Annotated in this window: 15 protein-coding genes; 8 read left to right on the top strand and 7 right to left on the bottom strand. The window is 64.0% G+C overall.

Translation table 11 applies throughout. From position 1 onward, the window contains the following. Positions 1 to 220 precede the first annotated feature (220 nt). Positions 221 to 676 (top strand): winged helix-turn-helix domain-containing protein, encoded by a 456-nt coding sequence (locus tag IAG39_RS00335; RefSeq protein ID WP_187774071.1) that lies wholly within the window; start codon positions 221 to 223, stop codon positions 674 to 676. Here the strand turns inward: IAG39_RS00335 and tnpC are convergent. The 3 genes from tnpC to tnpA all read right to left on the bottom strand — a co-directional run bounded on the left by tnpC (position 603) and on the right by tnpA (position 2,907). Next, complete coding sequence (gene tnpC / locus IAG39_RS00330; protein ID WP_026385305.1) at positions 603 to 2,174, bottom strand: IS66 family transposase; 1,572 nt, start codon at positions 2,172 to 2,174, stop codon at positions 603 to 605. The genes IAG39_RS00335 and tnpC overlap by 74 nt on opposite strands. Before the next feature lie 62 nt (positions 2,175 to 2,236). Further along, a complete protein-coding gene (gene tnpB / locus IAG39_RS00325) occupies positions 2,237 to 2,593 on the bottom strand; it encodes an IS66 family insertion sequence element accessory protein TnpB (RefSeq protein ID WP_158218705.1) in 357 nt (118 codons plus the stop codon). Continuing rightward, positions 2,569 to 2,907, bottom strand: coding sequence for an IS66-like element accessory protein TnpA (gene tnpA, locus IAG39_RS00320; RefSeq protein WP_050729651.1), 339 nt, complete (start codon positions 2,905 to 2,907; stop codon positions 2,569 to 2,571). Before tnpA ends, tnpB begins: the two co-directional genes overlap by 25 nt. Before the next feature lie 170 nt (positions 2,908 to 3,077). Between tnpA and IAG39_RS00315 the strand changes: the two genes are divergently transcribed. Beyond that, the gene (locus tag IAG39_RS00315; protein ID WP_118934979.1) at positions 3,078 to 4,010 is read left to right on the top strand and encodes a Fic family protein; all 933 of its coding nucleotides are present in this window, start codon (positions 3,078 to 3,080) and stop codon (positions 4,008 to 4,010) included. 88 nt (positions 4,011 to 4,098) lie between these two features. Here the strand turns inward: IAG39_RS00315 and IAG39_RS00310 are convergent, their stop codons facing one another. Both IAG39_RS00310 and IAG39_RS00305 read right to left on the bottom strand, forming a co-directional pair. Then, positions 4,099 to 4,428, bottom strand: coding sequence for a YegP family protein (locus IAG39_RS00310; protein ID WP_118934964.1), 330 nt, complete (start codon positions 4,426 to 4,428; stop codon positions 4,099 to 4,101). A gap of 160 nt (positions 4,429 to 4,588) precedes the next feature. After that, a complete protein-coding gene (locus tag IAG39_RS00305) occupies positions 4,589 to 5,782 on the bottom strand; it encodes an acetylornithine transaminase (protein WP_118934966.1) in 1,194 nt (397 codons plus the stop codon). A 210-nt stretch (positions 5,783 to 5,992) separates the two neighbouring features. Here IAG39_RS00305 and IAG39_RS00300 point away from each other — a divergent pair, with 210 nt between their 5' ends. Further along, positions 5,993 to 6,958, top strand: a complete 966-nt coding sequence (locus IAG39_RS00300; RefSeq protein WP_059376525.1) for a Bug family tripartite tricarboxylate transporter substrate binding protein — start codon at positions 5,993 to 5,995, stop codon at positions 6,956 to 6,958. Positions 6,959 to 7,045: 87 nt separating this feature from the next. Here IAG39_RS00300 and IAG39_RS00295 read toward each other — a convergent pair whose 3' ends face one another. Continuing rightward, positions 7,046 to 7,297, bottom strand: a complete 252-nt coding sequence (locus tag IAG39_RS00295) for a hypothetical protein (protein WP_118934968.1) — start codon at positions 7,295 to 7,297, stop codon at positions 7,046 to 7,048. A gap of 154 nt (positions 7,298 to 7,451) precedes the next feature. On the opposite strand from IAG39_RS00295, the gene IAG39_RS00290 reads away from it, so the two are divergent. From IAG39_RS00290 to IAG39_RS00280, 3 genes are all read left to right on the top strand, one after another. Then, positions 7,452 to 8,993: a helix-turn-helix transcriptional regulator gene (locus IAG39_RS00290; RefSeq protein WP_118934970.1), complete on the top strand. Its 1,542-nt coding sequence runs from the start codon at positions 7,452 to 7,454 to the stop codon at positions 8,991 to 8,993. A 140-nt stretch (positions 8,994 to 9,133) separates the two neighbouring features. After that, complete coding sequence (locus IAG39_RS00285) at positions 9,134 to 9,319, top strand: CsbD family protein (RefSeq protein ID WP_059376519.1); 186 nt, start codon at positions 9,134 to 9,136, stop codon at positions 9,317 to 9,319. 56 nt (positions 9,320 to 9,375) lie between these two features. Beyond that, entirely contained in the window at positions 9,376 to 9,504 is a 129-nt protein-coding gene (locus IAG39_RS00280; protein ID WP_013390837.1) for an entericidin A/B family lipoprotein, read from the top strand. 76 nt (positions 9,505 to 9,580) lie between these two features. On the opposite strand, the gene IAG39_RS00275 is transcribed toward IAG39_RS00280, so the two are convergent. After that, entirely contained in the window at positions 9,581 to 10,720 is a 1,140-nt protein-coding gene (locus IAG39_RS00275) for a DSD1 family PLP-dependent enzyme (RefSeq protein ID WP_118934971.1), read from the bottom strand. A 253-nt stretch (positions 10,721 to 10,973) separates the two neighbouring features. Here IAG39_RS00275 and IAG39_RS00270 point away from each other — a divergent pair, with 253 nt between their 5' ends. Then, positions 10,974 to 11,933 (top strand): TAXI family TRAP transporter solute-binding subunit, encoded by a 960-nt coding sequence (locus IAG39_RS00270; RefSeq protein WP_118934973.1) that lies wholly within the window; start codon positions 10,974 to 10,976, stop codon positions 11,931 to 11,933. Positions 11,934 to 12,043: 110 nt separating this feature from the next. After that, a complete protein-coding gene (locus IAG39_RS00265) occupies positions 12,044 to 14,068 on the top strand; it encodes a TRAP transporter permease (RefSeq protein WP_059376509.1) in 2,025 nt (674 codons plus the stop codon). Positions 14,069 to 14,239: the final 171 nt, after the last annotated feature.

Genomic DNA, 14,239 nt, shown 5'->3' with positions numbered 1-14,239 from the left:
GACCAGCCTCACCTCGAATGACAACCACGTCGGAATGCCGCAATCATCTCTGTTGGCGGCAAAGTACTCGTTATGTCGTTGATGCGTGAATGACGAAATCGTGGCAATCGATTTCCTCGAGCGGACGCATTGAGAATCAGCTCAAAATCAGACCAAATCAGCTCATTTCTTGAGCTGATTACTGCTAAATTGAGCTGATTCGACATCTTCGGCTCTTGCCATGACCGTCCGCGAAGACATTCTTCAGTTTCTGCGCGCCCAGCAGCGCGAGAACCTGCCCTGGGTGAGTTCCAGCGAACTGGCCTACCGAACCGGCGTCAGCTGGTCCACGGTGAAGCGCCAATTGGAAAACCTGCGCAAAGCCGGCGCGATACTGCGCGAGGGGCAGGGCCGGGCAACCCGTTACCGGATTACGGACGAAACACCCGCATCGACGCTCCCAACGACCATTGCCACGCGGCTGGCGGAGCCGGCGTCCGAGACCGTCGGGATGATCTGGTCTGAGCGTGGTCAAGCCCTGCTGGCCCGGCTTCGGCAGCCGTTGTCGGCGCGTGAGCCTGTGGGATGTAAGCGCCTGCTGAACACACCCTTGACGGTTCTGCTTATGCAGCAGGTTGCCACCGATGCGGCAGCAGCTCAGCGATCTGGCTGTTTTTCTGCGTGGGCAGGCGCGTGAGCACGTCCTTCAGATAGGCGTACGGGTCGTGCCCATTGAGCCGCGCCGACTGGATCAGGCTCATAATGGCGGCCGCACGCTGCCCGCCGCGCAGCGAGCCTGCGAACAACCAGTTCGAGCGCCCGATCGCCCAGGGCCGGATCTGGTTCTCCACCCAGTTGTTGTCGATCGGTGCATCGCCATCATCAAGATAGCGCGTGAGCGCCTCCCAGCGCTTGAGGCTGTAGTCGATGGCGCGTGCGGTACCCGAGCCATCGGGCACGCGCTGGCGCTGCGCGATCAGCCATCGATGCAAGGTCTCGGCGATCGGCCTGGCGCGATCCTGACGTATCCGCCTGCGCTCGTCGGCAGGCAGGTCGGCTACGTCCCGCTCTACGCCGTAGAGCGCGCCGAACAGATCCAGTGCCTCTCCGGCGATCTGGCTCTGGTGGCTCGCATGCAGGTCATGGAACTTGCGCCTGGCGTGCGCCATGCAGCCAAGTTCCTTGATGCCGGCAGCGAAGCCGGCCTTGTAGCCCACATAATCGTCGGTCACCAGTTTGCCGCGCCAATCTTGCAGGAACGTGCGGCAGTGCTCACCGGCCCGGCTTGGCGCGAAGTCGTAGAGCACTGCACGCAGGCTGTCGAACGAGGTCGGTGTGTATGCCCACAAGTAGGCCCGGTGCGTCTTGCCCGCGCCCGGATTGAGCATCTGCACTGGCGTCTCGTCGGCATGCAGCACGGGTTTGCCCAGCACCTCGGCCTTGAGCGCATCGACCAGCGGCTGCAACCGCAGCCCGCATACGCCGACCCACTCGCCCAGCGTCGAGCGCGGCAGCGCCAGACCGGCGCGCGCAAAGATGCCTTCCTGGCGGTATAGCGGCAGGTGGTCGGCGAACTTGGCCACCAGCACCTGCGCCAGAAGTCCCGCCGTCGGGATGCCCTTGTCGATGACCTGCGCGGGGACCGGCGCCTGCGTGAGCGTCTCGCAGTGCTCGCACACCCATTTGCCGCGGATGTGACGTTCGACCGTAAAGACGCCCGGCAGGTAATCCAGCTTCTCGCTGACGTCCTCGCCGATGCGCTTCAAGCCGCAGCCGCAGCGGCACGTCGTGGACGCCGGTTCGTGATGGATGTCGGTGCGCGGCAGTTCGGGCGGCAACCGCATGCGGCGCGGCGCTTGCGGCGGCGCAGGCTTGGCGGATATCGCCTCGCGCAGCGCGTTGACTTCCTCTTCGATAGCCGCCATGTCGGCATCCATCGTTTCTTCCAGAAGGCTTGCCTGCGCAGGGTTCAGTTGCTCGCTGCGCTTGCCGTAACGCCAGCGCTTGTACAGCGCCAGCTCCTGCATGAGCTGGTCGATGTGCGTCTGTTTGAAGTGCAGTACGCGATCCCGCTCGGCAACCACCGCATCGTGCGCCGCTATCTGGGCGTCACGCGCGGCCACCTCGCCCATCAGGCGTTCGGCCAACGCGCGCAGTTGCTGTGCGTCGAGGTGATCCAGGGATGCGGTACTCATGGCCCACAGTATGCCGCAGGGTTCGCAGCGGCGATATTGGCGTCTTGCCGGATTGTCCGGCGCTACAACACCGAGATCGCGCCTGCCGCGCCCACATGCTGCCAAGGCAGGCCCAGCACCAGCGCCTGCCACTGCTCACTGTCGACCGCGACGTGTGGGCCGCGCAGCGCATCGGCCCACACGAACTTGCCGCGGTTCAGCCGGCGCGCGGCCAGCCACACGCCGATCCCGTCATGTACCAGCACCTTCATGCGGTTGGCGCGCCGGTTTGCGAAGCAATAGGCGTGGTGCGGACGGGCCGAACCGAACACGGCCACCACCCGGGCCAGTGCCGTCTCGGTGCCGGCGCGCATGTCCAGCGGCTCGGTGGCCAGCCAGATCGCATCGACACGGATCACCGCAGCCACTCGCGTAGCCACGCCACACATGCGCCCGCTTCACTCACGGGCCATTGCACCGTCGCTTGCGCGGGACCGCGCGACAAGTGAATCTCGATGTGACGGCCTGACGAGGGCACCGCAGGCAACGCGACCGGCACGAACGTCGGCGCTACAGGGGCCTGCCGTTCGGCCTGGCGAATCCACTTATGCACCAGGTTCGCGTTCACGCCGTGTGACAGCGCCACGCCGGCAATGGAGGTTTCTGGCTGGCTGCACTGGGCCACGATCTGGGCCTTCAGCGCCTTCGGATAAGACCGACGCTTAGGAACCGGCGCTAATTCTGTCTTCGACATGGTGTCCACCTAAAAGTGGTGGACACTATCGAGGACAACGCACGCGCTCAATATGTGTTCGCCGGGCGCTTACTGTGGGATACGAACGCACCTTCGTAGACAGCTATGTGCCAAACCAGAGCTCCCTGTTGCCGCCTTCGCTGGCTCAGGACTTGGCCGACGAGGGCCGCATGCCAGGTCAGTCGCCAGCCGGGACTTACGCGCGTCGCGTACTGGAGCCGCTGCTGCTCGACCTGTCCTGGTCATCCTCTCGACTGGAAGGCAACCGGTATTCCTTGTTGGCCACGCAGGAACTCTTCAAGCACGGCATGGCCGGGGAAGATCTGGATGCAGTGATGCTGCTCAACCATAAGAGGGCCATCGAGTTCATGGTCGATGCGGTGCCCGCACATGGCCTGACGTCCGCCGTGATCGGCAACCTTCACGCGATCCTGCTGGAGGAACTATTGGCCAATACCGACGGCCTGGGCCGTATCCGCCAGACCGTGGTCAACATCGGGGACACGACTTACGTGCCGCTCCAGGCGCCCTTGTTGCTGCAAGAAATGTTCGACCAGATTGTGGAGAAAGCGCGGCTTATCAAGAACCCAGTGGAAGCGGCATTCTTTCTGTGGGTGAACCTAGCCTATCTTCAGCCTTTCGAAGACGGCAACAAGCGCACCAGCCGCCTGGCGGCCAACATTCCGTTGATGCTTTACAACTGCGCGCCGCTGTCCTTCCTGGACGTAGAGGTACAGGACTACGTCTACGCAATGTTGGGGGTCTATGAATACGGCGACGTGACGCTGGCGACAGAGCTGTTTGCCTGGGCCTATCGGCGCTCGATCCGCAAGTACGCCGTGCAACTGAACGCTGCGGGCGTGCCAGATCCGGTGCGATTCCGATTCCGGGAAAAACTGAACGAAGCGATTGGCCGGGTACTACGTGAGCAGCAAACCGCCGACGCCGCAACAGCGGCACTGGGCTTGTCCGAAGACGATATTCAATTATTCCGCCCGATACTGGCGCAAGAACTGCGCCTACTGGATGTGTACAACTGCGCGCGCTATCGCTTGTCGATGGACCTGGTGCAACAATGGGTCGAGGCCGGGCGGCCGCATTGATGCAAACCAGCGGAACAAGAGCCGCAAACATTGCGGCTCTCTAGTCCCGACACCGATGGATGCGAATAAGGGCTTGCACCCCAACCACTCAGGTATTGTCTTTCACTACAGTGCTTGGCCCATTGGCCTTCACAGACGCAATCCCGGCGTCCCGAGCCGCTGCACTCGAGTACATTTCACTGCGCCCAATAGACTGCCCATTCGCCGCACTCAACGAGAAATAAGGCGAACCGTTGGTAGCCGTCTTGCGCTGATAGCGCTCATCGATCGGTGAATTCTGGCGGACAGACGCGATGCCATCCTGAGCACTAGCTTTAGTGGTGTAGCGCTCGCTCGTAAGAATGACTTCATGATTCCCGGCTTTCAGATTGAACATGTACTGATCGCCGCTGCGCTTCAACTCGTAGTAACCGCTCATGGAAACCTCCAATATATGGCTAGTTCAACAATGGGTCGATACTGCGATGCACACACATGAATGCCGCTTGATGATAGTCCATGCATTACGTACAGGACATACCAAAGAAAAGGGCCGCTAAACGCGGCCCTCATCGTCACTGCTCAACGTATCGCGTCAATTACGCCTTACGCACCTGAGCAATCAGCCCATCCAACTGCGCCAGCATCGTATCGATTTCCTCAGCCGTCACATTCAACGCAGGCATGAACCGCAGCAGATTCCCACGCGGCGCATTCAGCAGCAGGCCATTGGGCGCCAGGTTACGCGCGGCTTCGACGATGGCGGGGCCGTCGTCGCGGTCCATGACCAGTGCGCGCAGCAGGCCCATGCCGCGCTCACCCTTCATGCCCCACTTGGCCGACAGAGCCAGCAGGCCTTCGGACAGCTGCTTGGCACGCGCATTGACGGATTCCATGAAGCCCGGCGCAGCCAGCGCGTCAAACACAGCAACACCAACAGCAGCCATCAACGGATTGCCGTTGTACGTACCGCCCTGGTCGCCGTGCGAGAACACGCACACTTCCTGGCGGGCCAGGAGTGCAGCCAGCGGCACGCCGCCGCCAATACCCTTGGCCAGCGTCATGATGTCCGGCACAACGTCCGATTGCTGGTACGCAAACATGGTGCCAGTACGCCCCATCCCCGTCTGCACTTCATCAACGATGAACAGCAGCTTGTGCTCGTCGGCCAGCTTGCGCAGGCCTTGCATGAATTCCTTGGTGGCGGGGATGACGCCAGCTTCGCCTTGCACGGGTTCGAGCATGATGGCGACGGTCTGGTCGTCGATCAGCTTGCGCACGGATTCCAGGTCGTTGATTTCGGCCTTGGGGAAGCCTTCGACCTGCGGGGCGAACATCTTGTCCCAGCCCGGCTTGCCGGACGCGGACATGGTGGCCAGCGTGCGGCCGTGGAAGCCGTGGTTCATGGTGATGATCTTGTAGGCGCCCTTCTTATTGACCTGGCCCCATTTGCGCGCCAGCTTGATGGCGCCTTCGTTGGCTTCGCCGCCGCTGTTGGCGAAGAAGACGCGGTCGAGGACCGAGGCGCCGGTGAGGCGCTCGGCCAGTTCGATGGAGGGCAGGTTGTAGAACGCCGGCGAGGGGTTCATCAGCAGCTTGGACTGGTCCAGCAGGGCCTTTTGCATTTCCGGGGCGCAGTGGCCCAGGGTGTTGACGGCCCAGCCCTGGACGAAGTCCAGGTATCGCTTGCCCGCGTGATCCTCCAGCCAGGATCCCTGGCCGCGCACGAACACGAGGTCCGGGCGGGAGGTGATCTCCATGAGGGCGTTGGTCTTGAACTGGCTGAATTCCATGGCGGTTCCTGCGGAATGAGAGAACAGGGATTAAAAGTAATTGGACGATGCCAATAGGCGAATTTAGCACCGACGGGGGGATGCTATCGTGACGCACCCCCAGCCGATCCGCCCGGGCCGCCTCAAAAGGGCAGACAACGCGGGCGCTCTATTTTATGCAACAGGCGCGACCCCGCGCGCAGCCCTTTTGTCGCTTTTTACTGACCAATCATGAAACGTATTCTTTCCAGTCTTGCCGCCGGCCTGGCGCTGGCGACGGCCGCGGCGACCGCGCATGCCGATTATCCCGAGCGCCCCATCCGCCTGATCGTGCCGTTCCCGCCCGGGCAGGCGACCGATATCTTTGCGCGCGCGCTGGCCGAAAAGCTGGGCGCGGCCGTCAAGCAACCCATCGTGGTGGAGAACCGCGCGGGCGCGGGCAGCAACATCGGGATGGAGCAGGCGGCGCGCGCGACGCCGGACGGCTATACGCTGGTGATCGCGGGCTCTGCCGCGGCGGTGAACCAGACGCTGTACAAGACCATCAATTACAGCCTGACCAAGGACTTCGCGCCGGTGTCGGGGGTGTTCTCGGTGCCGCTGATGTTCCTGGCGACGCCGGCTTCGGGGATTACCTCGCTCAAGCAGCTGGTGACGCAGGCGCGCGCCAATCCGGGCGAGCTGGCCTATGCCAGCGCGGGCATCGGCGGCACGCAGCATTTGTCGGCCGAGATGTTCAAGGCGGCGGCGAACATCGACATCCGCCACATTCCGTACAAGGGCAGCGGCCCGGCGCAGGCGGATTTCCTGGGGCATCAGGTGCCGTTGATGGTGGACTCGGTGACTGCCGGCCTGCCGCATGTGCAGAGCAAGAAGGCGGTGGCGCTGGCGGTGACGACGGCCAAGCGCCTGCCGCAGCTGCCGGACGTGCCGACCGTGGCGGAATCGGGTTATCCGGGTTTCGAGGCCATCGGCTGGGCGGCGGTGCTGGCGCCGCGCGATACGCCGGCCGAGGTAACGGGCTATCTGAGCAAGCAGATCGGCCAGGTGCTGAATTCGCCGGACATGCAGAAGTTCTTCCGCGACCGCGGTGCGGAGCCGATGCCGCTGACGCCTGACGCGACCGGCACTTTCATCACCGGCGAAGTGAAGAAATGGGGCGAAGCGGTGAAGCAGTCGGGCGCGCAGGTCGACTGACGGACGCGCAAGACGTCATGCCCCCAGCAAACCGCCCCGCACCGACGGGGCGGTTTGCATGATGGGCTGAGGTAAAGCGATGACGGCTTAGGCCGGATCACCCGGCTGGCCCGGCCGTCCGGGCTCGCCCGGTTGCCTGGGTTCTTCCGCAGGTTGCCCCGGATTGCCGGGCACTTCCGGCGGCATGCGGCCCGGATCAATATCATCCGGGCCGGGCTGGCCCGGCACCTGGCCGGGTGCCTGCTTTTCCGGAGCGTCGCCGGGTTCCTGTCCGGGGCGCTGGGAGGGGTCGATGCCGGGTTGGTAGGCGGGATCGCCGGGCTTCTGGTTCGTGTTCATGGATGTCTCCTGAAGATTCACGTGTAGCGCTCACGCGCAGCGGCACGCGTATCGTGCAAGCCCACGATAGAAGCCATGTTCGCGTTCGCCCAGATCACGCGGGACGACTTTATCTAGTACTTTCTTCTTATCTCTTGCTCAACCAGGAGCCAGAATGAAGAAGACTGCCACGGCGTTCACCACGGAACGCCGCCATCTGCTGGAAATCATCGACGGCCTGATCGAGGGCATCATCCTGCTGGACCAGGACCGCCGTATCGTCTGGGCCAACGACACGGCGCTGGCCATGCACGGCGTGACGGATCTTGCCGCGCTGGGCGGCACTGCCGTCGGCTACCGCAAGGCATTTGCGCTGCGTTACCGCAACCGTCGCGCCTTGCGCGCGGCGCAGTATCCGCTGGACCGCGCGCTGGCGGGCGAGGCCTTCAAGGACGTGGTGGTGGAAGTGACCAGCCGCCGCGATCCGGATTTAAGCCGCATGCACCAGGTGCGCAACCTGGTGCTGCGCGATGCGCAGGGCGCGGCTGAAGGCATGGTGCTGGTGCTGCTGGACGTGACCGAGCAATACAGCGCGGAAGAGCGCTTTGAACGAACCTTCAACGCCAACCCCGCGCCGGCCGTGATCTGCTCGCTGGCGGATCTGCGGCACATCAAGGTCAATGACGGTTTTCTGGCCATGACGGGCTACACGCGCGAACAAGTGCTGGGCAAGACGCTGCGCCAGCTGGACGTGCTGGGCGACACGCCGCAACGCGAGGATGCGCTGCACCGGCTGGCGGAAGGAACGACCATTCCGCAGACGGAAACCATCATCGCGGTGCAGGGCGGCAGCGACAAGCTCGTGATCGTGGCGGGCCAGCCCATCGAGGTCGCGGAGCAGCCCTGCATGCTGTTCACCTTCAACGACCTGGAGCCGCGCCGCAAGGCCGAGACGGCGCTGCGCGACAGCGAACAGCGCTTCGCCACGGCGTTCCGTCTTGCGCCCGTGCCCATGACGCTGAGCACCACGGCAGGCAAACTGCTGGAGGTCAACGATGCCTTCGTCGCAACCACCGGCTACGACGCCAAGACCTTGGCGCGCGACGAGGATGCGCTGGCGCAGCTATGGACGGACCCGCAGGCCTACGACCGCGCCATGGCCTCGCTGGAGCAGGGCGCCAGCGTACGCAGCCAGGAAATGGCGTTGCGCACGCGCGACGGCGCACTGCTGGACTGCCTGGTGTCGGCCGCGCCGGTGTCGATCCAGGACCAACCCTGCGTGCTGGCGGCGATCCAGGACATTACCGAGCGCAAGCGCAACGAGGTCGAGCTGATGGAGGCGATCGAGACGGTGATGCAGGACACCTCGTGGTTCAGCCGCACCGTCATCGAGAAGCTGGCGCAGATCCGCACGCCCCAGGGCGCGCCGCAGGGGCAGAGCGAATTGGCCGACCTGACGCCGCGCGAGCGCGAGATCCTGGGCCTGATGTGCCAGGGCCATACGGACCCGGAGATCGCGGCCAGCCTGCATCTGTCGCGCAACACGGTGCGCAATCATGTGGCGGCGCTGTACAGCAAGCTGGACGTGCACCGGCGCAGCGCCGCCATCATCTGGGCGCGGCAGCGCGGCATCGTGGGATATGAAAAGCCGGCACGCAAGCAGGCACAGAAACAGCCCGGCAAGCAGACTACAAAGCAGGTCCACAGGATTCGGTAGAAAAGTACCAGTCGATCTGATGCGCGCGCTTCTTACACGCGCGCCATGCGCTTCCTATAGTGGGTTCGTCCGCAGCCGGAGCCAGGCTTCGAAGGCCTCTCCCGCGCGGTTTCACGCAACCTGGAATTAGGAGCGACAACATGGATAACGACCGCATCAAGGGCGCAGCCAAGGAAGTCAAAGGCTCGATCAAGGAAACGGCAGGCAAGCTGACCGGCAACCGCGAGACCGAGCTTGAAGGGAAGGCGGAAAAAACCGTGGGCAAGGTGCAGCGCAACGTCGGCGAGGCCAAGGATCAGGCACGGGACTTGCTGAACAAGAAGTAGCGCGGCTGCCTGTCGGCATGGCCCGCTACGCCCATGAACGCCGAAAGGAGAAAAAAATGACGCATCGAATCTGGCTTGCGCTGCTGCTGGCAATCACCGCCATCACGGCCGGTTGCAACACGATGGAAGGCGCCGGCAAGGACATCGAACGTGGCGGGGAGAAGATCCAGCAGAAAGCCCAGTAAGTCCTGAACCGGTAGCCTGCTTTATCGGCCGGCGCGCTAACCGCGCGCCAGCCTTTTTGCGTTTGGGCGCCGCAATTCAGCGCGAGAAGCCGCGCGCCGAAATCTCCCAGATGTCCTGCACCACGCCGTCTTTGAACACGACCAGTCCGTCGTGCAGGTTAAAGGTCGGGTCCACGTGCGCAGGCACCAGGCGCAGCACGCTGCCCAACGCGGGCGCCGTAGCGCCGGGTTCCACACGCACCACGCTGTGCTCGTCGTTGATGGCGGTGCAGGTCAGGCCGGACTCGCCGTAAACCGCGGGCGGGCCGCACTCGGCGGAGGCCGATTTGAGGCCGGCGTCCAGCACTACGCGGTCGGGCGTGGGCGCGCTCATCACGGTGGATAACAGGAACAGGCTGTTCTTGAAATTGAGCGGGCCGCCCCATTCGTTGGCGCCGTAGTCGCCATCCATGAAGGCATAGGATCCGGCCTGCAATTCGGTGTAGACGCCGCTGGCCGCGTCGAACTCCACGCTGCCGGTGCCGCCGCCGGTGATGGTGTCGCAGGCGATGCCGCTTTCACGCAGTAGCTGCGCGTAGGAAGCTGCGATGCGCGCGGCCTGCCGGGAGACGGTGGCGCGTTCTTCGCGCGTGCGGTAGTGCTGCACCGACCCGTGATAGGCCTGCAGGCCCGCGAAGTTCAAACCGGGCAGCGCGCGCGCCTGCTGCGCCAGCGCCAGGACGGTGGCGTCGTCGGACACGCCGCAGCGGCCCTGGCCCACGTCCACTTCCACCAGCACGTCGATCTCGGCGCCAGCCTGCACCATGGCGGCCGACAACTGCGCCAGGTTCTGGGCGTTGTCCACGCAGACGCTGATCTTGGCGGCGCGCGCCAACTGGCCCAACAGCGTCATCTTGGCCGCGCCGACGACTTCGTTGCTGATGTGGATGTCGCGGATGCCGGCGGCCACGAAGGGCAGGGCTTCGCTCACCTTCTGGCAGCAGATGCCGCGCGCCCCCAATGCCACCTGCCGCAATGCAATCTGCGGGCACTTGTGGGCCTTGGCATGCGGCCGCAACGCCACTTCGTGGCGATCGGCCCAGGCCTGCATGGCGCGCAGGTTGGCTTCGAAGGCGGTCAGGTCCAGCGCCAGGCTGGGCGTGTCGACGCGGGCTAGGGGATCGCCCGGTTGGGCGGCGGGGGGCAGCGCAATGCCGCGTATGACTTCCTGGGACATCTTGGAAACTCCGTTATCAGCACTGCAGGGATGTAACCGCACACCATAACCAAAGCGGGACCACCCATAACCTTGGGCGATGCGACCCCCTGGAAAACCATAGCCCTGTAATCATTGGCTACAGGGGGTGGGCATGACAGAATTTCATCATAAAGAAAGCCCCCGAGGGGAGGCAGATTTTTGCCGGGGGAATTCGCCCATCGGCAGAAATCACATTACTGATACCCGTCAGCAAGAATTCGGAGAAGCTCGCATGAAACTCAAGACCTGGATCACCGCCCTGACCATCGCGGCAGCCGCCGTCGGCGCCGCCGGTTCGGCGCAGGCCCAACAGTTCTTCCGCATCGGCACCGGCGGCACCGCCGGCACCTACTACCCCGTGGGCGGCATCATCGGCAACGCCGTGTCGCAACCGGGCAAGCTCATCGCCACCGCGGTGGCCTCCAACGGCTCGGTCGCCAACATCAACGGCGTCATGGGCGGCTCGTTCGAAGCGGGCTTCACGCAATCCGACGTGGCCTTCTGGGCCTATAGCGGCACCGGCACCTTCGAAGGCAAGCCCAAGGCCCAAGACCTGCGCCTGATCGCCACGCTGTACCCGGAAAGCATCCACCTGGTGACGCGCAAGGGCTCGGGCATCAAGGGCGTGGCCGACCTGAAGGGCAAGCGCGTGTCCATGGACGAGCCGGGCTCCGGCACGCTGGTGGATGTGCGCCTGATCCTGGGCGCCTACGGCCTGACCGACAAGGACATCAAGGCCGAATACCTCAAGCCCAACCAGGCTGGTGACAAGCTCAAGGACGGCGGCCTGGACGCGTTCTTCTTCGTGGGCGGCGCCCCCGCCGGCGCGATCGCCGAACTGGCCTCCACCGGCAATATCGAACTGGTGTCGCTGGTCGGCCCGGAAATCGACGCGCTGCGCGGCAAGCAGGAATTCTTCACGCCTGACGTGATCGCCGCCAACACGTACCAGAACTTGCCGGAAGTGAAGACCATTTCGGTCAACGCACAGATGGTCACCTCGGCCAAGATCCCCGACCAGGTGGTGTACGACGTGACCAAGGCGCTGTACAGCGACGCCACGCGCAAGACGCTGGATGCCGGCCACGCCAAGGGCAAGCTGATCACCAAGGAAAACGCCGTCAAGGGCGCGGGCATCCCGTTCCACCCGGGCGCGGAGAAGTTCTACAAGGAAGTCGGCCTGCTCAAGTAAGCGAGCCGGGACTTCTTTCACGGATAGATCACGGCGCAGTCTGACCCGCCGTGTTTGAGCAGGGCCGCCACGAGCGGCCCTGCTTGCTGCATCACCAGAGACTCACCGCGATGGAAATTGACCACGAGAAAACCCAGCAGCTGGCGGAAAAGTACGACTCGGAAATCCGCTTCCGGCCGCTGGACAAGACGGCCACCTGGATCGTGTCGGGCCTGCTCGTCACCTTGTCCCTCTTTCACTACTACACGGCCGGCTTCGGCCTGTTGCGCGAAGCCACGCACCGCGGCGTACATCTGGCCTTTGTACTGAGCCTGATCTTCCTGGTGTTCGGCTTTTCCAAGTCGCACTACCAGCGCCAGCCCAAGTCCACCTGGTACTCGCCCGGCGGCATTCCGCTGTACGACTGGATCATCGCCATCGCGCTGGCGCTGTCGGTGCTGTACATCCCCTACATCTTCGAGGACCTGGCGTTCCGCGTGGGCAATCCCATGCCGATGGACGTGCTGATGGGGTCCATCCTGCTGATCGGCCTGTTGGAAGCCACGCGCCGCGCCATGGGCTGGCCGCTGCCCATCATCGCCATCGTGTTCATGGCGTATGCCATGTTCGGGCCGTATTTCCCGGGCCTGCTCAAGCATGCCGGCAACACGTGGTCGCAGGTCGTCAACCACATGTACCTGACCAGCCAGGGCGTGTACGGGGTGGCGGTCGGCGTGGTCGCGACCTACGTCTTCCACTTCGTGCTGTTCGGCGTGCTGGCCACCCGCATCGGCCTGGGCCAGCTGTTCCTGGACGTGGCCTCGACGGTCGCCGGACGCTATGCCGGCGGGCCGGCCAAGGTGTCGGTGTTCGGTTCGGCCATGTTCGGCATGCTGTCGGGGTCGTCGGTGGCCAACGCGGTCACGGTCGGCTCGCTGACCATTCCGGCGATGATCCGCATCGGCTATCCGCGGCACTTCGCCGCGGGCGTGGAAGCGGCCAGCAGCACGGGCGGGCAGATCACGCCGCCCATCATGGGCGCGGCCGCCTTCCTGATGATCGAATTCCTGGGCATTCCGTACCAGCAGATCGCCATCGCGGGCATCTTCCCGGCCTTCCTGTACTTCTTCGGCATGTTCATGCAGGTGCACTTCGAGGCCAAGCGCGAAGGGCTGCGCGGCCTGACCGAAGAAGAAATGCCCAAGCTCAAGCAGTCGTTCAAGATGCGCTGGCCGACGCTGATCCCGCTGGTCCTGCTGATCGGCGTGCTGGCCAGCGGCCGCACGCCCTACCTGGCGGCGTTCGCCGGCATTACGGGCTGCATCGTGGTGGGCCTGCTGAATCCGTTCCAGCGGCTGCGCCTGCGCGACCTGTATGAAGCCTTCGAGACCGGCGCCAAGTACGCGCTGGCAGTGGGCGCGGCCGCGGGCACCGTGGGCATCGTGATCGGGGTGGTGACGCTGACCGGCGTGGGCTTCAAGATCTCGTACATCGTGATCTCGGCCTCTCAGGCGCTCGCCGGCGGCGCGGCCATGATCATTCCGGACGCGCTGGCCAACATGCAGACGCTGACGCTGATCGCGGCGCTCATCATGACCGGCATCGTCTGCATCCTGATGGGCTGCGGCGTGCCCACCACGGCGAACTACCTGATCATGGTGGCGGTGGCCGCCCCGACGCTGGTGCAGCTGGGCGTGCAGCCGATCGCGGCGCACTTCTTCGTCTTCTATTTCGGCATCCTGGCGGACATTACGCCGCCCGTGGCGCTGGCGGCGTATGCGGCGGCCGGGATGGCGGGCAGCGATCCATTCAAGACCGGCAACACGGCCTTCAGGCTGGGCATCACCAAGCTGATCGTGCCGTTTGTCTTCGTGTTCTCGCCGTCCCTGCTGATTTCGGTGCAGGGTTTCACCTGGTACGACTTCTTCGTGACGCTGTTCGGCTGCATGGTCGGCCTGGTGCTGCTGTCGGCGGCGTTCTCGCGGTTCATGCTGGTGGGCATGAAGAGTTGGGAGCGCTGGCTGTGCACCATCGGCGCCTTGCTGACCATCCTGCCGGGCCTGACCAGCGGCCTGATCGGGCTGGCGATCTGCATCCCGGTATTCATGCGCCAGCTGGCGCAGCTGAAGCTGGAAAGCGCCCCCAAGGCCGCCTGACCAGCGGCCCGGATACAAAAAGGGGCGGATCTGCAGGGTCCGCCCCTTTTTGCTCCGAATCATGAATATTGGCAGCTTTTAAGGTGAAAATGTGTGCACATTAGCGCAGGGTGACTCCATACAACATTCCACCCTCCGGCCGGTTGCCCACCCCTATAAATCAGCGTAAAG

Source organism: Achromobacter xylosoxidans (genome assembly GCF_014490035.1).
GTDB classification, from domain to species: Bacteria; Pseudomonadota; Gammaproteobacteria; order Burkholderiales; family Burkholderiaceae_B; genus Achromobacter; species Achromobacter bronchisepticus_A.
This window is presented reverse-complemented; position numbering and strand designations above follow the sequence as displayed.

What these genes read in the sequence shown, in the direction of transcription:
- IAG39_RS00335 (WP_187774071.1), top strand. Translation starts at nt 221, where the DNA reads ATGACCGTCCGCGAAGACATTCTTCAGTTTCTGCGCGCCCAGCAGCGC.
- tnpC (WP_026385305.1), bottom strand. Translation starts at nt 2,174, where the DNA reads ATGAGTACCGCATCCCTGGATCACCTCGACGCACAGCAACTGCGCGCG.
- tnpA (WP_050729651.1), bottom strand. Translation starts at nt 2,907, where the DNA reads ATGTCGAAGACAGAATTAGCGCCGGTTCCTAAGCGTCGGTCTTATCCG.
- IAG39_RS00315 (WP_118934979.1), top strand. Translation starts at nt 3,078, where the DNA reads ATGCCAGGTCAGTCGCCAGCCGGGACTTACGCGCGTCGCGTACTGGAG.
- IAG39_RS00310 (WP_118934964.1), bottom strand. Translation starts at nt 4,428, where the DNA reads ATGAGCGGTTACTACGAGTTGAAGCGCAGCGGCGATCAGTACATGTTC.
- IAG39_RS00305 (WP_118934966.1), bottom strand. Translation starts at nt 5,782, where the DNA reads ATGGAATTCAGCCAGTTCAAGACCAACGCCCTCATGGAGATCACCTCC.
- IAG39_RS00300 (WP_059376525.1), top strand. Translation starts at nt 5,993, where the DNA reads ATGAAACGTATTCTTTCCAGTCTTGCCGCCGGCCTGGCGCTGGCGACG.
- IAG39_RS00295 (WP_118934968.1), bottom strand. Translation starts at nt 7,297, where the DNA reads ATGAACACGAACCAGAAGCCCGGCGATCCCGCCTACCAACCCGGCATC.
- IAG39_RS00290 (WP_118934970.1), top strand. Translation starts at nt 7,452, where the DNA reads ATGAAGAAGACTGCCACGGCGTTCACCACGGAACGCCGCCATCTGCTG.
- IAG39_RS00285 (WP_059376519.1), top strand. Translation starts at nt 9,134, where the DNA reads ATGGATAACGACCGCATCAAGGGCGCAGCCAAGGAAGTCAAAGGCTCG.
- IAG39_RS00280 (WP_013390837.1), top strand. Translation starts at nt 9,376, where the DNA reads ATGACGCATCGAATCTGGCTTGCGCTGCTGCTGGCAATCACCGCCATC.
- IAG39_RS00275 (WP_118934971.1), bottom strand. Translation starts at nt 10,720, where the DNA reads ATGTCCCAGGAAGTCATACGCGGCATTGCGCTGCCCCCCGCCGCCCAA.
- IAG39_RS00270 (WP_118934973.1), top strand. Translation starts at nt 10,974, where the DNA reads ATGAAACTCAAGACCTGGATCACCGCCCTGACCATCGCGGCAGCCGCC.
- IAG39_RS00265 (WP_059376509.1), top strand. Translation starts at nt 12,044, where the DNA reads ATGGAAATTGACCACGAGAAAACCCAGCAGCTGGCGGAAAAGTACGAC.